Raw genomic sequence first — 20,158 nt, forward strand, 5'->3', positions numbered from 1 at the left:
AACTAGCTACTAGCCGCGTTTACTTAGCCTTTACTTGATCTAATCACTAGGCAATGCGGTAATAAACCGCATAAAACGGAGGAACGATCGATGAAATTATCTATGATCAGCACCACAGCTATAATCGCAGCAACCGCTCTTGGTACCGCTACACTGAGTGCGCATGCAGATACTATTAAAACCCGTTGGGTAGATGTTGAAGTGGAAACTGTCGCCTCCGGCTTGGTTCGGCCATGGGGTATCGATTTTTTAGATAACGGCCGCATGCTTGTTACCGAGTTACCGGGCCGTTTACGTATTGTTGAAGCCGATGGCACATTAGGTGAGCCTATTTCCGGTTTGCCAGAAGTGCGAGTGCGTAACCAAGGTGGGTTGCTTGATGTAGCGCTAGCACCCGATTTCGCCGAATCACAACGCATTTATATCAGTTGGTCTGAGCCCGAAGAGGAAGGCAGTAATGTTACCAGCACAGCTGTAGCCCATGCGCGCTTAGAAAATGGTGCATTGCATGATTTTACTCGCGTATTTAGCGGCTATCCGAAAGTAGATGGCGGCCGCCACTATGGTGGGCGCATGGTATTCACACCGAATGGTGAGCACTTATTTGTAGGTTTAGGTGATCGCGGCCATCAAATGATGCAATCTCAAGAGCTTGATAGCCATACGGGTACGTTAATTCGGATTCATCCCGATGGTTCAGTACCTGCCGATAACCCTTACGTAAATACCGAAGGTGCGTTGCCAGAAATCTATTCATACGGCCATCGCAATATTCAAGGTATCGATATTCAACCTAGTACCGGCAAAGTTTGGGCTGTAGAGCATGGCCCTCAGGGTGGCGATGAAGTAAACGCTCCGGAACCTGCCAAAAACTATGGCTGGCCCGTAATTACCCATGGCGAGCAGTATGGCGGTGGTGAGATTCCACAAGCTGTAGGTTTCCAAAATGAGGGAATGGAACTACCCGTTTGGCACTGGACTCCATCAATTGCTGTTTCTGGTATGAATTTTTACCGTGGCGATAAATTCCCTGCATGGGAAGGTAATATTCTTGCTGGGGGATTACGCGGCCAACAAGTGGCGCGCTTAGAAGTTGATGGTGATCGGGTAATTCACCAAGAGGTGATGGAAATGGAGTACCGTATTCGGGAAGTTCGTGTGGGTCCAGATGGTTATATCTACTTACTTACCGATGAACGAGAAAATGCAAAAATTTTACGTTTGCGCCCTGCTGAATAGCGACATAAGCAAACAAGCAGGTACAGAAGCCAATACTTTGGCTTCTGTAGCCGTAATTTTGAGGTAATGCATGCAGTACTTAGCAAATGTAATCGCTCCACAAAAGCTCGCTTCCCCAGCGAGCTTTTCTTTCCCTGCGCTTAAACCATCGCTGTGCGCGCTTGCCATTGTTGCCGCTATCACAGGGATAAACCCCGCTGCGGCGAACACCGAACAAAGCGCAACGAACGAAGTGCAAGGCGAGAATATTGAACGGCTAGTGGTTACCGCCACGCGCACCACTCGGCGTTGGCTTGATACACCGGCTGCGGTGGAACGCATAGATGTAGATACACTTACTCCCGGTATGCGCACCGATGCCGCTGAGCTACTGGAAGGGATTGCCGGTTTACAGGTAGATACCCGTTATAACTTCGCCCAAGATACCCGCATTACCTTACGTGGCTTCGGTGCCCGTGCCGCATTTGGAGTGCGCGGGGTAAGGTTACGGCTCGATGGTATTCCACTTTCTATGCCCGATGGGCAAGCACAAACATCGAGTATTTTGCTTGATGAGCCTAGCAGTGTAGAAGTTCTGCGAGGGCCACTTGCGGCTATTCATGGTAATTCAGCCGGTGGCGTTATTGATCTACAAACCAGCCGCCCGCTACAAAGCACTGTGGCGGCAAGCTTTAGTGCCGGCAGCGCCAATCGCGCACGGCAACATTTACGCAGTGTGTATGCGGCTGATAACCAAGCATTTACCTTCGATTATGCCCGCTTTCGCACCGATGGTGATCGGCCCAACGGTTCGGTAGAACGTGATCAGTGGGCGTTACGCTGGTATCGCGATATTGGTGAACTCGCCGAGCTTATTGTGCGTATCGATGACAACGATGCGCCGCTACTCGAAGATCCGCTGGCTTTAAGCCCCGAGCAATGGCAAGAAAACCCTAAACAAACCGCACCCCAAGCGGCTACATTTGGAACCCGAAAAACCATTCGGCACCGCCAACAATCAGCTACCTTGCGAGCGCGAGAGCAAGGCACCAACGAATGGCTTGCCGATTGGCAATTTTCGGTATGGAACGGCAAACGTGAAATTGAGCAATACCTCGCGTTTCCGGGCACGGCAATTAGCAGTTCCGGTGCGGTAATCGATTTAACCCGACATTTCCGTGGCCTAAACCTAACCAGTACCCTGCAACCACTGCAGCAAACACCATGGCAGCTTACCTTTGCGATAGACCAAGAATATCAAAAGGATGAGCGGCTCGGCTTTGTGAACAACTTCGGAGAGCGCGGTGATCTGCGCCGTGATGAAACCGGCCGAGTAGAAAGCCGTGATGTATCGGTAATCAGCGATTGGCAGTTTCATCCGCGCTGGGTATGGGTAGCAGGGGCGCGCCGAAGCAATATTGATTTCAGCGTTGCGGATCGCTTTATTGTTCCGGGCAATCCAGATGATAGCGGGGAAGTGCGCTATCAAGAAAATGCGTGGAGTACAGCACTGAATTTCGCCGTTACCGATACGCTAAGCGTATTTGCTGGCACTGGCCAAGGCTTTGAAACGCCCACGCTTACCGAGATGGCCTACCGCAACGAAGGAACCGGTTTAAACACCGCGCTCGCTGCAGCAAAAGTGCGCCAACATGAGCTGGGTATTAAAATGCAAAGTACCGCGTGGTATCTGCAAAGTGCATTATTCATCGTAGATAGCGAAAATGATTTAGTGGTAGACCAAAGCATGGATGGCCGCACTACCTATCGAAATGCAGCCAGCACCATGCGCGAAGGGTTTGAGGTTAGCAGCCGCTATGCGCTCAGTAATGCTTTGAGTTGGCGCGCTAGTTACACCTGGTTGAACGCTACTTACGGCGATGTGGCGGGTGATACCAACAGCGGCAACCGTTTACCCGGCTTAGCCCGCAGTAATTTCTTCCAACAATGGCAGTGGCAACCAGTAGCTACAGGTGCATGGCAGCCTCTTAGCTTGCGCCTTAATCATCACTATCGCTCCGCAGTGCCCGTGGATGATGCCAACAGCATGTATTCACCAAGCAGCCACATTTGGGGCATCGCCGCACAAACCGAATTACTGCGCGGCAATACACTCATTCAACCATGGTTGCGGGTAGATAACCTTACCAACAAAGCCTACGTTGGTTCGGTGGTAGTGAACCAAGGCAATGGCCGCTCGTTCGAGCCTGCGCCGGGCCGCATTTGGATGGCGGGAGTAACGCTGCGTTGGTAGCGTTACTCTGATGGCCTGAACACTAGTGGCAATGAGTGGCGATGCACAAACTAACTGCTATCTTCTGCAAGCCAACGATATAAAGTGCGCCGTGTAACCCCTAAAATTTCCGCCGCTTTACGCTTGTTGCCGCTGGTTTCGCGCAGTACATAACGTACATATTCTTGCTGCACTTCACTGAGCGGCCGCAGAGCTTTCGCGGGTTCTTCTTGGCTTGCTGAAAGGCCATTGCCATTAGTATCTGCCGATAGCTCATGCAATGCATCATTTTGGTATTGTTGAATACGCTCTGGAAGATGCTCTTTTTCTATGCTGTTGCCATTACAAAAGGTTACCGCCCGCTCAATCGCATTATGCAGTTCGCGCACGTTCCCTGGAAATGGGTATTGATATAAACAATCCATAGCCGCAGCGCTAAATATCGGCTGCTGTTCTTTGTCGGCGGTTAAATCGGCCAAAAATTGCTGCGCCAGTAACTCACGATCATCGGCGCGCTCGCGCAGAGGCGGTACTTGTAGCGCCAGCGTTTCTAAACGATAAAATAAATCTTCGCGAAATTCTCCGGCTTGCACTTTCGCCTCCAAATCTCGGTGAGTTGCTGCTAATAACCGCACATTTACCGAAGTTTCCTTATCGCTGCCTACCGGCCGCATAGTGCCTTCTTGCAGTACCCGTAACAATTTCGCTTGTAGCTTGAGCGGCATTTCACCAATTTCATCTAGCAACAAGGTGCCACCTTCAGCTTCTTTTAGTAAGCCTGCTCGGGCCTTTTGCGCGCCCGTAAAGGCGCCCGCCGCATGGCCAAAGAACTCAGATTCCATCAGTTCCGCAGGAATACCCGCACAGTTCACCGCCAAGAAAGGCGCCTCGGCACGCTGGCTTTCAGCGTGAATGGCACGTGCTACTAACTCTTTACCGGTGCCACTTTCACCTAAAATTAATACCGCCGTATCCGCTCCCGCTACCTGTTCAATTTGCTGATATAACCCACGCATGGCCCGGCTTTTGCCAAACATGCCATAAAATGTGCTGGCGCTGGTTTCCGCGCGCATGGTTGCCACCATGGTGGTTAATCGGCGGTGGTTCAGAAGTTTCGCCACAGTAAGTAACAAATGCTCCATATCTAAAGGCTTAGTAAGGAAATCATCCGCGCCTTCTTTTAGTGCCGCAACAGCCTGGTTTACCGTGCCAAAGGCGGTAATCAGCAGCATCGCTGGCGCCACTGGCAAGCCTTTTATCTTCGGAATTAAACTCATGCCATTGGCGCCGGGCAAGCGTAAATCACTGATCACCAATTCTGGCTGCCACGCTTCAATTTCAGGCCATGCCGCCTCAGCAGTATCCTGATGGCGCACTTGATACCCTTCCGCATCGAGCTCTTCAACTAACAGCTCGGCCAAACCTGGATCGTCTTCAACAATAAATATCCGTTCCCGCGTCATACCTACTCCTTATCCGCCGCAGCAAGTGGCAACCATAACCTTACTTCACAGCCCTTTAAGCCATCATTGCGATTACTAATCTGTAACCTACCGCCATGCTCTTGCACCACGTTATCAACAATTGCCAAACCTAATCCGGTACCTTCGCCTTCACCTTTGGTGCTAAAAAATGGCTTTACCAACTCACGTTGGTTAACGCCCTCAACTAGGCCCGGGCCATCATCTTGCACACAAATACAGAGCCACAGTTGCTCTTTAGCGCTAGTTGAATTCAGTTCCAATTCCTTGGGCGCCTCAGCATAAGGTAGAATTTGCGTACTTAATCGCACCTGCTGCGTTGCCACTTGCGCAGCATTTCGCAACACATTTACCAGCGCCAGCTCAAGCCGCGGCTCATCGGCGATTAAGCGCCAACCTTGCGGTATCGGTGTTGCATCCATCATCAGTTCGGGGCTGTTGGCGGGTTGCTCATGGCGAACACTGGCCGCCACTTCATTCACTAAGCGTTCTATTGCCACCGCAGCAACCATCGATTCTTGCTCACTTGCAGGCCTACAGTAATTTAATAATTGCTGCACAATGCGCGTAAGCCGGCCCACCTGACCTCGTATTGCCTGCAGTTGCCGATGATTCTCGGCGTCATCCGTAGCCTTTAGTAACCGCCGAGCGCGGCCATCGATCACCGTAAGCGGAGCGCCGAGTTCGTGAGCAATACCCGATGCTACGCTACCAATAGCGGCCATCTTCTCTTGGTGCTGAAGCTTGTTCGCCATCTCTTGTTCATGCTGCCGATGCACCTCAAGCTCGCGCTCATTCGCCTGCATGCTATCCAACATTTGATTTAGCCCGCGCGCAATATTCGCCAGCTCACCCGGCCCCTGCTCAGCGGCCCGATGCTCCCTGTCACCCGCTTCAACACGGTTCATGCTCTGTTTCACTGTATTCACATAGCGGCCTACGCCGCGATAGTGGCCAAAAATCACAATGGTAATCGTTAACAGGGCCATCATTGCCCAAATTCCCCACGCCCACAGGCTTAAGCGCTTGAACGAGGCATCGAAATCACTAGCTTGGCGATTAATTTGAATAAATCCATTTGCTTGGCGAAAATCATCAAACACGGGCACAAAATGCGAGTACATTTGCATCCCGGAAATCTGCCGCACCCGCTCCTGCTGCTCGCCCGTCATTACCAGCTCTTGGGCAACCCGGCTGCGCGATAAATCAGCCTCGGCGATACCGGCCGAAGCCACGCGATTGCCATTTACATCGAACACCGAAGCGCCATATACCCGGCCTATTTCAAACACCGAATCAAGGGCTCGCTGCACCGCTTCATCATCGCCCGCCACCAAAGCTTCACCTACTGGCACGCGTATCGCGCGCCCGAGTAGTTCCAAATCATCCTTCAGGCGCTCAGATTCCTGTACATTCATGCGCTCGAGGCCCACACCAATGCCAATACCTACCACGGCCAGAATCGGTAACACCACGTACAGCAGCAGCGCTCGTTGCATGCCTGAAAGCTCAAATACCTTCATCGCCTTTAATCTCATTACGCTTTTCACTACTACCTCCACTTTGCGAGCTTATAGGTTAGTTACATGCTCGCCTGTGTATCAAAAAGTGACACTCGTGACATGGTCAGAATTAGCACATGTGTCATTATTATACACAAATAGAGGCGGTTTGCTTAGTTGCTCGGGCCGGGAATATTGGCATAAATGAAAATTAATGCTTTAAATCATGTGTTTACGCCTGAACTTCAAAAGTTGGCACGGCTTTCGCAACACTCTTTAGTGACAACTTTTAAAAACATTCGATTTCGCCAAATTTTTGCAACGAATGGCCAAACCGTTCTTGAAGGAGGACACACTATGTTGAAACGTACTTTTGCACTATCTGCTATTGCCGCTGCAATGTTCGCGATGCCAGCAATCGCCCAGCAAGACGACGCTCAGGCATACGCTCAGCAACAAATGGAGCAAATGGCCAACGAACCGGTAACGGAAGAGCAGTTGGAAACCTTTGTTGATGCAATTGAGCACATTGAACGGATTAATGATGAATTTGTAGAAGCTCTTGAGAACGTAGAAACTCAAGAAGAAGCACAGCAGCTACAAATGGATGCTCAGCGTGAAATGGTTGAATCAGTAGAAGAAACTGGCTTAACAGTAGAAGAGTACAACGCGCTGGCTTATCGCCTACAGAATGATCCTGAAGTACAGGCGAAAGTAGAAGCAATTCGCGAAGACCGCGAGAGCTAATCGCTACTGAACTAACGATTCGAATAGCGATACAAAGCACAGGGCTGCCATTGGCAGCCCTTTTTGTGTGCGCTACTAACATTGCATTTCCTGCCATACAGCCGTTATGATTAGGCCACACAACAAAAGCTAGAATACATAACCACCGCATATCACGATAGAGGAACTCATCATGCGACACTTTACTTTGTTCGCATCGGCTTTATTGCTCGCAACTGCATGCTCGCCAGCAACCGAAACTGATACGAACCCTTATGCACCACAAACCGATGCCGATGGCTTGGTTGATGCACATTTCAGCGATACCTATTATCGCCACTTAGAAACCATTTCTTCCGATGAGTTTGAAGGCCGAGCACCCGGTACGCGTGGTGAAGAACTTACCATTGATTACATTAGCACCATTTTTCGTGAGCTTGGGGTGCAATCGTTCACCAACGAAGATTACACCCAACCAGTACCTTTGGTGCGTATTGCACCAAGCCGCGTTACGTCAATGCAGCTCAGCCACAACGGTGAAGCAAGTGAACTTGAATACCGTTCTGAAATGATGGGCTGGACCAATCGTGTAGTAGATGCCATTTCCGTGCAGGATAGCGAAATGGTATTCGTAGGCTACGGTATTGTAGCGCCAGAGTTTGGTTGGAACGATTACGAAGGCCTTGATGTAGAAGGCAAAACCGTAGTGATGTTTGTAAACGATCCGGGGTACGCTACACAAGATGCGGCACTATTTAACGGCAACGCCATGACCTACTATGGCCGCTGGACCTATAAATTTGAAGAAGCAGCACGCCAAGGCGCTACCGGTGCCATTATTATTCATGAAGATGGCCCTGCAGGTTATGGCTGGGGTGTAATTGCAGGTGGCTCACCTGTGCGCTTCACCATGAAAACCGAAAACAACAACATGCACCGTGTGGAGCTAGAGGGTTGGGTAACCGCAAACAGTGCTGAAAAACTGTTTGCCAATGCTGGCATCAGCTTAGCGGAAGCGCATGAGCGTGCTTTGGCTGAAGATTTCAGCCCAATTGCGTTAAATACTACTGTTTCTATGGAAGTGGAGAATGAGTTCTCTGATTTAGATACCTATAACATTATCGGCTACATTGAAGGTTCTAAGTATCCAGAAGAGCACATCATTTATATGGCGCACTGGGATCACATGGGTGTAGACCCGATCAGTGGTGAAATCTTTAACGGTGCGCAGGATAACGCAACGGGTACCGCGGGTTTGTTATCAATGGCCGAGAAGTTTGCTGCTGGAGAAACTCCAGAACGAACCATTGTTTTTGCTTTTGTGGGAGCTGAAGAGCGCGGCTTGTTAGGCTCCGCTTGGTACGGTGAAAACCCGTTGATGCCGCTAGGTAAAGCTGTTGCCGGCATCAATATCGACATGCTGTATGCCCATGGTCCGGTACGTGATTTCGTAGTGGTAGGGTGGAATAACTCGGATATGCAGAACTTTGCGGAACCGCACGTTATTGCCCAGAACCGCTACATGGCGCCAGAGAACAACCCAGAAGCGGGTATTTTCTATCGCTCAGATCATTTCAGCCTTGCCAAGCAAGGTGTGCCAGTGCTGTATGCAAAAGGCGGCGTTGATCACTTCTTTGAAGGGCGTGAATACGGCGAGCGAGAAGCGGCAGATTTCCTAGCCAATCGCTATCACAAAGTAGCCGATAAATTTAACCCGGAGTGGGATTTACGCGGCATACACCAAGATTTATGGGTGTTCTTCCGTGTTGGTAATGATTTAGCCAACAGCCGTGTATGGCCACAATGGGCGCAGGGCAATGAGTTCGAAGCGAAGCGTTTAGAAACTGCAGACCAACGCAACTAAGGTTCGGCTTAACATTATCCTTAGCTATTAAATGCTAACAAGCTGCTGCAACTTCGGTTGTGGCAGCTTTTTTATTGGCTACTTTTATTGCCTTCTTTGGTGCATAGTACTGGCGAAGGCATTTTTAATAGTAATTGATTTGCCTTACGAACTCGGATTTTTATTGTTTTTGTAAGTATCCGTAATATCACTTAACTTTCCGTCGCGTAACTGATAAATAACCTGTGCATTCATAATCGTTTCAGGCCGGTGAGCAATTACAATTTGTGTCATGCTCAGCTTTTGTATTGCTTGGTTTACGTATTGCTCTAAGCTCACATCTAAATGGCTAGTTGCTTCATCCATCAGCAATATTTTTGGCTTTCGGTAAAGAGCTCGCGCAAGCAATAAACGCTGCTTTTGGCCGCCCGATAGCGCACTGCCCATATCCCCCACCAGAGAATTGTAACCCATTGGCATTGCGCTTATATCCTGATGAATGCCCGCCAAGTTAGCCACCGCCAACACCCGCTCCATACTAAAATTGGGATCAAAAAAACTGATATTTTCTGCCAACGTGCCCGACATTAGCTGGTCATCTTGCATTACGGCTGCAACTTGCCTGCGATAATTGCGTAAACCCACGTGCTTTATATCAATACCATCGACTAACACCTTGCCTTGCTCCGGCAACAATAGCCCCAACATGATCTTCATTAATGTTGTTTTACCCATGCCAGAGGGCCCAATAATCGCGATTTTAGCCCCTTTGGGAATATCTATTGAAAGTTCATTAAACAACATCGGTTCATTATCAGCATAACGAAAACTTATATTTTTAAGACTAAGTTGACCGCTTATTTCTTTATCGGGAGCGCTTAAACCTTCATCTTCTTTATCAGTGAGGGCTATATCGGCAAGGCGGTCAAGATGCAGCCTTGTCATTTTTATTTCTATGAGCTTTTCAATAAGTGCTGCCATACGATTAGTAAATTGCGTTTTGTATGCCATGAAGGCGAACAACATACCCACAGTAATATCGCCACTCATTACCGCAAGGGCCGCTAAATACACCACTAAAACGTTCTCTAAACCAAAAAGTAACTGATTAATGGTTTGGTACGAAATTTGCCATTTACCTAATCGGTATTGTTGGTTAATGGCATCAGCATAGCGGTTTTGCCATTGGCTTAAGCGTTCTGTTTGTTGTCCAAACAGTTTAATGCTTTGCATGCCGCGTACCGATTCCATAAAATTGCTTTGCTCTTTAGCGCCCGCCATGATGCTAGCTTCTGTCAGTTGATGTAGAGGGCGGTATAAAATAAAGCGAATCGCAGCGTATAGAAGCACCGTTAATAAAACGACCACTGCCAATTTAGGGCTATACAAAAACATCATTACTAATACAGTAACCGCCATTAGCCCATCAATAATGCCCTCTACTAAGCTATTCGTAAGTAATTCACGCACAGCGTTTAACGAGCCGAAGCGCGATACCACATCACCCATATGGCGTTTATCAAAGTAACTCAGCGGTAAATGCAATAAGTGGCGCATTAAGTTAGTAGCCATTTGCACGCTCATAACCGAGCCTAAATGCAATACCACCCAACCGCGTAGGGTTTGCGTAACCACCTGAAACAAAACCAGCAAACCAAAACCTAAAGCCAATACAAGCAATAGAGGCTTATCGTGGCTAATGAGTACTTCATCCACCACTAATTGTGTGTAGTAGGGGCTTGCGAGCAAAAAGAGTTGGAGTAACAGAGATAACAGGAATAACTTACCCAGCGAGGGCATCAAGCCTTCAACTTTGGTCCAAAAAGCGGTAAACCCGAGCTGTACTCGCTCATCGATTTTCTTAAACTCTTGGGTAGGGCGAAGTTCTAACGCAACGCCCGTAAACGCTTTATCCACGTCACGCATGTGCAGGCGACGTTCACCCATAGCTGGGTCGAGAATGGTAATGCCATTACGGTGCACCTTTTTCAGCACCACAAAATGGTTCATTTCCCAATGTAAAATACAGGGAGTTTTTAATTTCTTTAAATCGTCTAAATCGAGCTTTAGAGCCCTACCCGCCAACTCTAGTTGATTACCGAGTAGCATCAGTTGCTGCAAATTAGCGCCTTTAAAAGAGACGCTATAACGGTTTCGCAAGGTAGTTAAATCGATTTTATGGCCATGGTGGTTGGCTATCATAGCCATACAGGCGAGGCCGCATTCAGCGGCTTCTGATTGGTAAATCATTTCCAAGCCTTCAAGAACTAATAATCATCAAGGCGATCTAAACTATAAAGCAAGCTCGTGATCTTGTGGACAACAAGTGCGAATAATACAGCCAGTATTACAATACTAAATAATTCAAAATCTGTTTGAGCTCGCAGTAGTATACCGAGGACGGCACCACCGATGGCTTCACCAAAATAGTGAGATGCGGTCTTCGGTATATAATCATGTCCGCAGTACTTACAAGTACCATTAAACTTATAAATTAACTCTAACCTGTCCTTTAGAACAAGCTTTTTATCACAATAGGGGCATTTTTCAGTTAACATATTAGCTCTTCTGTTTTATTGACGCCTGACTCAGACTCTTGCTTAGGGGACGCCGCTTACCATATAGATAGCCAGAGCTGAAAAATGCTGCAGCTGTCATAACAAGCCCTAAAAAAACCGCCCTCTGTTACATTTCTTAACTCAAGAGAACGCCTTCGAACCATATCAATATAAACGTAGAGAGATTCAATGCTGTATGAATTGAAAAAGCTGCAAAAAATGCAATTTTTTTAGAGTGCTTTCTCCAGTCTAAATAAGCGTTAGTAAAAATAAAAAATGGGAAGAATGTAAATATCCCCCACAAAGGGTAAAAAACAGAATGGGCCCCCGCCCATAAAAGTGCATTAAAGATAGAGATGTATACCAAGCGGACTGAAACAAAGGCTAACAGAATTTGAGTGGTAAAAATCATAAGTACTGTTTCGATAGCTGGACTAAGAATAACCGCTCTAAAAAAACCAAGTATCGATATATCCACGCCTGGCCCATCTTCTGGATTGCTAATTATAAAAGAGCCTATAATTAGCAATCCGTATGTGACTAGTAATGTTAGGGCTATCGCCTTAGCAAGGTACTTGCCAAGTCTTTTCTCTTGAAAAAGAATCATATTAAATAACTCATGAGTAATTAAAACATTGAGCGTGGTTGATTAATGATCGTTATTGGTTTCTTTCTATGATCCCAAAAGGAAACCACACCTTACCCCCGAGAGAATACCTCTGAGAGCTTTAAAAAAAGCAATAAAAAACCAAAAATCAAGCCAAAACCCGCGATATCAAGCATTAACTTCCCCACGTCAAATGGTTCCAAAATGAAATTATAATGCATCCCCAAAAATCGTGTAATAACGCTATGTATTACCCATGAAGCAATTAGGGTTTTTAAGCTTCTCATATAAAAACCTTTAATAATGTGTTGTATAGCCATCTAGGCTAACACCTAGATGGCTTCTATTATCCACTACTAATCTAATAGTATTACAACATACCGCTACTATCATTTTGTGTTACGTTATCAACACAATCCTGAGCGCTCATTCCCTCACATGGATTTTTGTAATTGTCAGGATGATTCGCATCTATTATGGCATCCATAATTTTGCCGAAAGTGTAACCAATCAACAACATTCTAGCTCCGCCACTCACTTCCTCCACTTGCTCAAACTTTAATTCTTGCATAGTATCTCTCCTTGAGACGATTTACGTTTATGGTTGGCCTACGAGACTATATTTGTCCTCGTAGGCTTGTGATCGGCTCAAACAACCAGCTTAGTAAACTGCGTTGTTCAAGCACGATATCTGCGCTTAATAGCATTCCCGATTGCAGCGGGACACTATTGCCGTAAGCGCGGATCTCTTGCGAGCCCAGTGTTACCTCTACTCGATAAACAGGCTCTTGCACGGCTACAGGCATATCTACTTCCCCCGGAAGTACTATCGCCTGTGCCGTGCGTACTACTTCCCCGTCATATAATCCAAAGCGTTGATACGGAAAAGCATCAAAGCGAATTCGTGTGTTTTGCCCTGGCTGTACAAAGCCATATGCCCGGGTGGGCACTAATAGAACTGCTTGTAGTTCTGCGTTATCAGGAAGAATAGTAAGGAAAGGCCGTTGGTTAGTTATTGTGGTGCCAATATCAGCGACCATATTGGTAATACGCCCGCCAATTGGGGCGGTAATGAGGAGTTCATTACGGGCGGTTAATTCTACTTGTTGTTGCTGTATTCGTGCTCGCTCAGAATCTAACGATGAAAGTTGTTGCGCTCTATCAACGGGTAACCGCTCAAGTTGCCCCTGAAGTTGTTCAATTAAGCCTTGTTGCTGCTGCCAACTAGCATTTAGTTCTGCGAGTTGTTGGCGAAGATTAAGCAAAACTTCGTTTTGCTGTTGAACGTCATGAACCGAGAGCGCTCCATCTTCTTGTAATCTACTATAGGTATCGTAACGGCTTTGATGGAGAGTGAAACGTTGCTGTATAAGATTACGTTGATCTTCAAGTTCGCCCAGCATTTGCTCACCCAAGAACAAACGTCGCCGCGTTTCTAGTATTTGCTGTTGCGTTTGTTGATGAATTTGTTCTTCACGAATATCGATAAGCTTTATTTGATGCTCTAACCCCTGCATTAAGCCTTGTGCCAAACTGCTACCATCGGCTAGATGCTCAGGTATGTGAATGAGAGCTATTGGAGCGCCGGCGAGAATTTCTTGGCCATCTTCTATATAAAGCTGCTGAATTACACCAGAGCGGGGAGAACTAACTTTAGCCAAGCCTAAACTTGGCTTTAAATATCCGTAAACGGTTTCTTTTCGATTAAATGATGAGAGTGCTAGAAAGGTAACGAGTAATGCGACGAGAACGAACATTATCAACGTGAGAACACTTGCCGCCAAAGGCTGTGCAATGATTACATCGCCTTCAAGCCTCCCTGCCTGTTCTTTTATCGCCGATTCTCTAAATAATCCGTTATATGCCATCCGCTATTCACATCCCTGAACACCAATATGTTAACCATCATATGCGCATTTAGGGGGGGGGTATCAATAATAATTTTCAACTTTTTTTTAACTATTCAAGCCGAAAGCGCGATCCGGTGCGTACTTTGCCAGAGACGTTCATGTAAACTTTGCACCGAATCTTTTGCACCGCTAGCAAGCCAAGTAGCTAGTACGGGGCCCACATCAGGCCACTCCATGCGCACAGAGCTGCGTTGCTCCAACCATTGCTCTACGTAATTCCCATTCAGCGATTCCATAACCGAAGCAAGCCGGCGAGTAGCTAAGCAATGCGCATTCGCAAGCTGCTCAAATTGGCCGCTTAAGGGTTTTACCAATAGCTTCTTGCCATATGCTAGGGCTTCGCTAGCGGTTTCAAAGCCCGCATTTGCAATTACACCTTCAGCGCGAGCAAAAGCTTCAGCAAAGCCCTGCCGTGAGGGAGCAAAACATTGAATGTGCCCATGATTAGCGCGCTGCGTTTCTGGGTGATATACAGAAAATTGATACTCCGGAAAGCTTTGTAGCAATGCGAGTACCTGTGGCAATGGCTCAAATGGCAAATACACTAAAATTTCGTGGCCAAGAATCGGTTCTGCATTGGGAATATGGTGAATTAGGGGCGGCAATACATGTGCACCAATATCTTCCCAATGCATTCCTACCGCAGTATCGCATGGCGCGAATTGGCGCAGCATTGAGCGTTGCAAGATGTTCGTAGGTAGAGCTGCGCTTTGTTTGAAGAAGGCATACTGCCGGCCCAAACCAATGCAGCGAACACCTTGCCGGCGAGCGGCCCACGCGGTAACTGGTTCAAAATCAGTAACTACCAAATCGTAGCTACTTAGATCAAGATCGCGCACATCTTGCCAGAATTGCGCCCAAGGGTTTTGGCTAATGGTATCGAGCACCGAAATCCGCCCCTCACGCACTTGGAAGCTAAGGCCTTGGCGCCACTGATAATCACCGAAACATTCCATATCAAATAGCTTCTCGCGAGCTCGCCCTGATACTAAGTAATCTACTTCTAGGCTAGGCTCTGCAATAAATGCTTGAGCTAATGCATGGCAGCGGCTTAAGTGGCCGTTACCGGTGCCCTGTATGCCTACCAAAATCTTCATATGTTCACCATATATCCGCTTGCCATTTGCAATGCTACCCACGCCAAACCTGAGCCGAGTAGGGCTCCGGCTAAAATATCGGTAGGGTAATGAACCCCTAATGCAATGCGCGATAACCCCACTAAACTCGCCCAGGCAAATACCCACGGCGTTAAGCTCGGCATAAACTGTGCAGCTAAGCAGGCAAACATAAATGCGGCAGTGGTGTGCCCAGAGGGAAAGCTGAACTTATCACTGGCTTTAATCAATGAGGTGAACCGTTTAGAACGCTCATATGGGCGGGTGCGGCGCAAGGTGTTTTTTAGCAGCCAATAGATTGGTAGCTCAATCAGAAACGCGAGCAACAACACGATTAACAGTGCTGCTGCATCAGGATCACCCAGCATAAACGCGAATAAGCACACCAATAAGTAGCCGTAGCCATCACCCGATTTGGATATCCAGCGCGCTAGGGTGCCACCTGAAGGGCGGCGTAAATGGGTGCTTAGCCAGAAAAAGGCGATTTCATCAATTCGCTGTATCTGCATCAACCATTTCATTAGCAATCCTCATTGGTTATATGCCGCAAGTGTAGTGTGGCTAGATGACACATTTGTTACAGCTCAGTGATGTTTCAGTTAATTATCCATCACACACCGCGATACATCTGCTGCAAAAGCGCTGGTGCGATGAGCGCAAATTTACTTGCGGCAACAATGCTGGCGGTGTCATTATGCAGCCCTTAGTTGCAACCACCGCAGCTTGCTGCGCAGCCCTATAGAGGATGATTATGAAATTATTTGGTAGCTATACCTCGCCTTTTGTTCGCCACATTCGCATTGCTCTCGCTGAAACTGGCCTCGCGTATGAATTGGTGGAAACGGATTACGCGCAAAGTGCCGCGCAATCGCCAGCGCAACGGGTGCCGTTTCTACAAGATGAGGAACTCCAACTTACTGATTCAACTTCAATTTTGCGCCATGTTCGAGAGCGCGCTGGGCAGCCGTTTTTAGCAGATATACAACGCTTAGATATGTATTGCTTAGTGAATACAGCGCTGGATACTACGATTAATTTATTCTTACTTGATCGCGAAGGCTTAAAAAGCGATGCCAACCCGTATTTGCAACGCCAGGCGGCACGAATTCAAACTACTCTGCAGGCACTAGAGGCAGCTTCTGTACCTGAAGCCTTTGTGTGGGATGATGCTACAATTCGCTTGGCCTGCTTCATTGATTGGGCCATCTTCCGCCAACGTTTGGATTTCTCCGCCTATCCAAATCTATTAGCCGTACTAGAAAAAGCTAACCAGCAGGCTACATTTATCGATAGCAAGCCTCCAACGGCATAGCAAAACCTATGCAGAACGATCGACACGGTTTCTTCTTTGCACTCGCAGCGGTTTTACTTTGGTCTACCGTTGCTACCGCATTTAAAATTACCCTTAGTTACCTTACCCCAGTACAAATGGTGGCGGTGGCTAGCTCCGTGTCGTTCGTGTTTTTATTTGCTTGGGTAGCGGTTAGCGGTGAGCTTAAAGAAGTGTGGCCAGCGTTAAAAACCCACCCTCGCTACTACCTATTGCTCGGTTTATTAAACCCATTACTCTACTATTTAATTCTATTTCAAGCCTATGCTTTGCTGCCCGCATCACAAGCCCAACCACTAAACTACACTTGGGCCATTGCCCTCACGTTTATGGCGGCATTATTCCTCGGCCAGAAAATACGCAAACGTGATTGGATAGCATGCTTTTTAGGCTACTGCGGCGTGTTAGTAATCGCCACGCAGGGCAATGTGCTCGCATTTGAGTTTGTAAGCGGTTTGGGTGTAGCTCTTGCGTTAATATCTACATTTTTGTGGGCTGGGTATTGGATACTGAACACTCGCCATCCAGGCCGCCCAGTAATTACCTTGCTTTTGTGTTTTGCCTTAGCTACACCAATCGCTTGGCTCGCAACATTCATGTTGCCTTGGCTTGGTGTAGGCGATTTGTTGGCACCAGCAGAAAGTGTTGTTAGCACGCTGAATTTCTGGCAAGCCTATTGGCAAAGTTGGCAGCAAATTCCATGGCAAGGTTGGTTAGCGGTTAGTTACGTTGGCTTGTTTGAAATGGGGCTTACCTTCGTGTTGTGGCTAAAAGCCATGAAAATGAGCTCAAATACCGCGAAAATAAGCAACTTAATCTTTATTTCCCCATTTATTTCGCTGCTGTTACTCGCGTTGATTATTGGCGAGCATGTGGGCATCGCTACCGTTGGCGGTTTACTACTGATTATCGGTGGCTTAATTGTACAGCAATGGCAGCGCAGAACCCCTGTAGCCGGAGAGCCAAGGCCGCGCAAAGGCTCTGGTGTATTCCAAAGCCGTAAGCCCGATTAGCTCAACACTAGCGTAGCAGCTACGCCTACCAAAAAACCTATCGCAACGGCTATCGCGAGCACCATCGGCGGCAAATGGCCGCCAATAGCAATTAAACTATTAAAAATTAAGGTAAAAATGCAAATACCCTTGGCGCCAGCCCATACTACTGAAATTGTACCCTAAGCGCGCACCAAGCGCTGCGTTAAGGCGCATATCAATTCCCGCGCCCGCTACACCTTCAAAAGAACGCTTACTTGTACGCCGAAAATTACGCGTTGCATCGCTATCAGAGTAACTGCGCTGGCGGGCATCATCGCGATACCAAATATCAGCCTCCACCAACTGCACACCACCACGAACAAATAACTGCGCCCGTTCCGTAACGGCAAAGTGTTGTAGTGCCGCTAACTCTAAATAATCAAAATCCAGTTTCATTAAGCCATTATCCCGCTGCTCGCGAGGAGTGAACCCGGGTAGGAACTGGCTCTCAGCTGAAATCCCAGTATAATACCCGAGCTCCAGTGATCTGCGCTTTGCAAAACGAACGCCAATACCCAGTGCGCCGTTAATTTTGTCTTTATCGGTATTCGGGGCTTGTTCTGGTAGTTGCTGAAATGCCTCTGGGATCTTGCTCTGCGAATATGCCAACGCATCGCTCATATCCATTCGGTATATTTGTGTGAGCGCGGTACCAAAAACATAGTACTCACGTTGTGTTTCTTCTGCCCGTACATTTTCTGCACGTACAATGCCAAAACCTAAACTCAAGATAAGTAAGCTAACGGCTAGAGTTGTTTTCTGCACCATATTCCCTCAGTATTTTTATTACCACAAGCGCCCATGCTACCAAAATGAAAATCTGAAAAGGCATTGATTATGTAAGGAAATATGTCTTGTTTGTGCGCATGCAGAGTGAAGAAAAGCCTGTACCTCGAAAAGCAATGCACTATAGTTAGAAAGCTATTACGATCTTTGAACACAGAACGGAGCGCGTGCATGAGTAATAAACCAGAACGCACAGTAAGTGATTTGGCCACGCCTATCTATGGGCTGTTTATTCTGGCTATTTTGTATACCTTTTACTTGGCGCATGAAGTGATATTGCCAGTAGTGTTGGCTATCTTGGTTACCCTACTGTTTTCGCCTATTGTTGAAATTTTATTGAAGCGCTTTCGTATTCCAAAAGCTATTTCATCATTGTTTTTATTGCTTGGTTTAGTTGCCGGTATCGCCGGAATTAGCTTTGCGATTAGTGGCCCGTTATTGCAATGGGCCGAGCGAGCCCCTAGCACGGTTTCTGAATTGTTGGTGGGCGAAAGCGAAGTGCAACAAGGCTTGCGCCAAATTACCGATACGGCAGAGCAAATAGAAGAACAAATAGAAGAGCAGCTTGGAGACGATGCAGAATCGGCCCAAACCGTAGTTTTGCAAACCGATTCATGGCGCAGCCAGCTCACTTCAGGTTTATATCAAACCGCTGCTGGCGTAACTCTCGCATTGGCACTTACTTATTTTCTGCTGGTGAGTGGTGATCGCATGCTGCTTAATTTAGCCGCACAACTTTCGCGGCAAAAACGAGCCATAATGCTCAGTATTGTTCGCAATGGCCAAGAGCAAATATCACCGAAAGAATTCGAGGAGCCTGATAATGAGCAATCAAACTGATTCACATAGCTATACCACTGGCGAAATTGAACACAGTAGCAAACGTATTGCCTCGCGTACTTCAGATGTAGGTGGTATTCCGGTTGCGCGAGCACTGCCTACTCGCGAGCAGAGAATGATTGGCCCATGGTGCTTTTTAGATCATGCGGGGCCAACCTTATTCAAAGAGGGTGAAGCGGGCATGCAAGTTGGGGCTCACCCGCACACCTGCTTACAAACCTTTACCTGGATGATTTCTGGCACGGTAATGCACCGCGATAGTATCGGCAGTGAGCAACTTATTCGCCCAGGGCAAGTGAATTTAATGACCGCAGGGCATGGTATTAGCCATACCGAAAGTTCGGTATTTCAAACTGATGCCGATAGCAAAAACAGCACCGATGAACGCTCTTTGCATGCCGCCCAATTATGGATCGCACTACCGGCTAACAAGGCTAACATTGCACCGCGTTTTGATCATTACCCGAAATTACCCGTATTCAATCAAGATAGGGTGCAGATTACGGTATTAATAGGCGAGTATGCCGGAGCTAAAGCGCCTACTTTACACTTTTCGCCCATTGTTGGCCTCGAGTTACTATTCACCGAGCAAAACAGCGTGCGGCTTAAGCTGTTACCAACATTTGAATACGGCCTGTTTGGCTTCGAGGGCGGTTTTACTGTAAATGGCGAAGCCTATGCGCAAGATGAGTTAGCCTTTATTTGCCAGAATGGCAGCAAAGCGCTAACCGTAACGGCCGAAGAGGGTGCGCGATTACTGCTCATTGGCGGCGAACCATTTGCTGAAAATGTAACGATATGGTGGAACTTCGTTGGCCATAGCAAAGAGTATATTGCCGCTGCTCAGCAGGATTGGCATGCTCAAAACGAGCGTTTCGGTAGTGCTCCGTTACAAGAATGGTTAACTAAAAGTATTCAGGCCAAACGCCTAGATGGCCCGCCCGTTCCTTGGTAGTAACGGCGCAGCTGTTACCG

Annotated in this window: 18 protein-coding genes; 8 read left to right on the forward strand and 10 right to left on the reverse strand. The window is 47.5% G+C overall.

The window, feature by feature from the left end:
• Positions 1–90 precede the first annotated feature (90 nt).
• Entirely contained in the window at positions 91–1,239 is a 1,149-nt protein-coding gene (locus ACNA7P_RS07190; protein WP_416257944.1) for a PQQ-dependent sugar dehydrogenase, read from the forward strand.
• 70 nt (positions 1,240–1,309) lie between these two features.
• Positions 1,310–3,472: a TonB-dependent receptor family protein gene (locus ACNA7P_RS07195; RefSeq protein ID WP_416257945.1), complete on the forward strand. Its 2,163-nt coding sequence runs from the start codon at positions 1,310–1,312 to the stop codon at positions 3,470–3,472.
• Between the two features lie 50 nt (positions 3,473–3,522).
• Here ACNA7P_RS07195 and ACNA7P_RS07200 read toward each other — a convergent pair whose 3' ends face one another.
• Positions 3,523–4,914, reverse strand: a complete 1,392-nt coding sequence (locus ACNA7P_RS07200) for a sigma-54-dependent transcriptional regulator (RefSeq protein ID WP_416257946.1) — start codon at positions 4,912–4,914, stop codon at positions 3,523–3,525.
• A 2-nt stretch (positions 4,915–4,916) separates the two neighbouring features.
• Positions 4,917–6,455 (reverse strand): ATP-binding protein, encoded by a 1,539-nt coding sequence (locus tag ACNA7P_RS07205; protein ID WP_416257947.1) that lies wholly within the window; start codon positions 6,453–6,455, stop codon positions 4,917–4,919.
• Between the two features lie 336 nt (positions 6,456–6,791).
• Between ACNA7P_RS07205 and ACNA7P_RS07210 the strand changes: the two genes are divergently transcribed.
• Positions 6,792–7,181, forward strand: coding sequence for a DUF4168 domain-containing protein (locus ACNA7P_RS07210; protein ID WP_416257948.1), 390 nt, complete (start codon positions 6,792–6,794; stop codon positions 7,179–7,181).
• A gap of 172 nt (positions 7,182–7,353) precedes the next feature.
• A complete protein-coding gene (locus tag ACNA7P_RS07215) occupies positions 7,354–9,024 on the forward strand; it encodes a M28 family peptidase (protein ID WP_416257949.1) in 1,671 nt (556 codons plus the stop codon).
• Positions 9,025–9,168: 144 nt separating this feature from the next.
• Here the strand turns inward: ACNA7P_RS07215 and ACNA7P_RS07220 are convergent, their stop codons facing one another.
• The 7 genes from ACNA7P_RS07220 to ACNA7P_RS07250 form a co-directional block, all read right to left on the reverse strand.
• On the reverse strand, positions 9,169–11,253 hold the full coding sequence (locus ACNA7P_RS07220) for a peptidase domain-containing ABC transporter (protein WP_416257950.1): 2,085 nt from the start codon (positions 11,251–11,253) through the stop codon (positions 9,169–9,171).
• A gap of 17 nt (positions 11,254–11,270) precedes the next feature.
• Complete coding sequence (locus ACNA7P_RS07225) at positions 11,271–11,561, reverse strand: hypothetical protein (RefSeq protein WP_416257951.1); 291 nt, start codon at positions 11,559–11,561, stop codon at positions 11,271–11,273.
• A 136-nt stretch (positions 11,562–11,697) separates the two neighbouring features.
• A complete protein-coding gene (locus ACNA7P_RS07230; protein ID WP_416257952.1) occupies positions 11,698–12,168 on the reverse strand; it encodes a hypothetical protein in 471 nt (156 codons plus the stop codon).
• Positions 12,169–12,538: 370 nt separating this feature from the next.
• On the reverse strand, positions 12,539–12,739 hold the full coding sequence (locus ACNA7P_RS07235; RefSeq protein WP_416257953.1) for a hypothetical protein: 201 nt from the start codon (positions 12,737–12,739) through the stop codon (positions 12,539–12,541).
• Positions 12,740–12,785: 46 nt separating this feature from the next.
• Positions 12,786–14,036, reverse strand: a complete 1,251-nt coding sequence (locus ACNA7P_RS07240) for an HlyD family secretion protein (RefSeq protein ID WP_416257954.1) — start codon at positions 14,034–14,036, stop codon at positions 12,786–12,788.
• A gap of 95 nt (positions 14,037–14,131) precedes the next feature.
• The gene (locus tag ACNA7P_RS07245) at positions 14,132–15,175 is read right to left on the reverse strand and encodes a glycosyltransferase family protein (RefSeq protein WP_416257955.1); all 1,044 of its coding nucleotides are present in this window, start codon (positions 15,173–15,175) and stop codon (positions 14,132–14,134) included.
• The gene (locus tag ACNA7P_RS07250; protein WP_416257956.1) at positions 15,172–15,714 is read right to left on the reverse strand and encodes a phosphatase PAP2 family protein; all 543 of its coding nucleotides are present in this window, start codon (positions 15,712–15,714) and stop codon (positions 15,172–15,174) included. The genes ACNA7P_RS07245 and ACNA7P_RS07250 overlap by 4 nt, the downstream gene beginning before the upstream one ends.
• Positions 15,715–15,944: 230 nt before the next feature.
• Here ACNA7P_RS07250 and ACNA7P_RS07255 point away from each other — a divergent pair, with 230 nt between their 5' ends.
• The gene (locus tag ACNA7P_RS07255; protein WP_416257957.1) at positions 15,945–16,505 is read left to right on the forward strand and encodes a glutathione S-transferase family protein; all 561 of its coding nucleotides are present in this window, start codon (positions 15,945–15,947) and stop codon (positions 16,503–16,505) included.
• An 8-nt stretch (positions 16,506–16,513) separates the two neighbouring features.
• Positions 16,514–17,536 (forward strand): DMT family transporter, encoded by a 1,023-nt coding sequence (locus tag ACNA7P_RS07260; protein ID WP_416257958.1) that lies wholly within the window; start codon positions 16,514–16,516, stop codon positions 17,534–17,536.
• Positions 17,537–17,635: 99 nt separating this feature from the next.
• Here ACNA7P_RS07260 and ACNA7P_RS07265 read toward each other — a convergent pair whose 3' ends face one another.
• Positions 17,636–18,325 (reverse strand): outer membrane protein, encoded by a 690-nt coding sequence (locus ACNA7P_RS07265; protein ID WP_416257959.1) that lies wholly within the window; start codon positions 18,323–18,325, stop codon positions 17,636–17,638.
• A 189-nt stretch (positions 18,326–18,514) separates the two neighbouring features.
• Here ACNA7P_RS07265 and ACNA7P_RS07270 point away from each other — a divergent pair, with 189 nt between their 5' ends.
• Together ACNA7P_RS07270 and ACNA7P_RS07275 are read left to right on the forward strand one after the other, a co-directional pair.
• Entirely contained in the window at positions 18,515–19,183 is a 669-nt protein-coding gene (locus tag ACNA7P_RS07270; protein WP_416257960.1) for an AI-2E family transporter, read from the forward strand.
• A complete protein-coding gene (locus ACNA7P_RS07275) occupies positions 19,167–20,138 on the forward strand; it encodes a pirin family protein (protein WP_416257961.1) in 972 nt (323 codons plus the stop codon). The genes ACNA7P_RS07270 and ACNA7P_RS07275 overlap by 17 nt, the downstream gene beginning before the upstream one ends.
• Positions 20,139–20,158 lie beyond the last annotated feature (20 nt).

Source organism: Aliidiomarina sp. (assembly GCF_047920995.1).
Taxonomy (GTDB): domain Bacteria; phylum Pseudomonadota; class Gammaproteobacteria; order Enterobacterales; family Alteromonadaceae; genus Aliidiomarina.

Bases quoted from the DNA above. Each gene is read 5' to 3' on its own strand.
- ACNA7P_RS07200 (WP_416257946.1), bottom strand. From the start codon at position 4,914: ATGACGCGGGAACGGATATTTATTGTTGAAGACGATCCAGGTTTGGCC.
- ACNA7P_RS07270 (WP_416257960.1), top strand. From the start codon at position 18,515: ATGAGTAATAAACCAGAACGCACAGTAAGTGATTTGGCCACGCCTATC.
- ACNA7P_RS07225 (WP_416257951.1), bottom strand. From the start codon at position 11,561: ATGTTAACTGAAAAATGCCCCTATTGTGATAAAAAGCTTGTTCTAAAG.
- ACNA7P_RS07230 (WP_416257952.1), bottom strand. From the start codon at position 12,168: ATGATTCTTTTTCAAGAGAAAAGACTTGGCAAGTACCTTGCTAAGGCG.
- ACNA7P_RS07265 (WP_416257959.1), bottom strand. From the start codon at position 18,325: ATGGTGCAGAAAACAACTCTAGCCGTTAGCTTACTTATCTTGAGTTTA.
- ACNA7P_RS07255 (WP_416257957.1), top strand. From the start codon at position 15,945: ATGAAATTATTTGGTAGCTATACCTCGCCTTTTGTTCGCCACATTCGC.
- ACNA7P_RS07215 (WP_416257949.1), top strand. From the start codon at position 7,354: ATGCGACACTTTACTTTGTTCGCATCGGCTTTATTGCTCGCAACTGCA.
- ACNA7P_RS07220 (WP_416257950.1), bottom strand. From the start codon at position 11,253: ATGATTTACCAATCAGAAGCCGCTGAATGCGGCCTCGCCTGTATGGCT.
- ACNA7P_RS07235 (WP_416257953.1), bottom strand. From the start codon at position 12,739: ATGCAAGAATTAAAGTTTGAGCAAGTGGAGGAAGTGAGTGGCGGAGCT.
- ACNA7P_RS07205 (WP_416257947.1), bottom strand. From the start codon at position 6,455: ATGAAGGTATTTGAGCTTTCAGGCATGCAACGAGCGCTGCTGCTGTAC.
- ACNA7P_RS07190 (WP_416257944.1), top strand. From the start codon at position 91: ATGAAATTATCTATGATCAGCACCACAGCTATAATCGCAGCAACCGCT.
- ACNA7P_RS07260 (WP_416257958.1), top strand. From the start codon at position 16,514: ATGCAGAACGATCGACACGGTTTCTTCTTTGCACTCGCAGCGGTTTTA.
- ACNA7P_RS07275 (WP_416257961.1), top strand. From the start codon at position 19,167: ATGAGCAATCAAACTGATTCACATAGCTATACCACTGGCGAAATTGAA.
- ACNA7P_RS07240 (WP_416257954.1), bottom strand. From the start codon at position 14,036: ATGGCATATAACGGATTATTTAGAGAATCGGCGATAAAAGAACAGGCA.
- ACNA7P_RS07195 (WP_416257945.1), top strand. From the start codon at position 1,310: ATGCAGTACTTAGCAAATGTAATCGCTCCACAAAAGCTCGCTTCCCCA.
- ACNA7P_RS07250 (WP_416257956.1), bottom strand. From the start codon at position 15,714: ATGAAATGGTTGATGCAGATACAGCGAATTGATGAAATCGCCTTTTTC.
- ACNA7P_RS07245 (WP_416257955.1), bottom strand. From the start codon at position 15,175: ATGAAGATTTTGGTAGGCATACAGGGCACCGGTAACGGCCACTTAAGC.
- ACNA7P_RS07210 (WP_416257948.1), top strand. From the start codon at position 6,792: ATGTTGAAACGTACTTTTGCACTATCTGCTATTGCCGCTGCAATGTTC.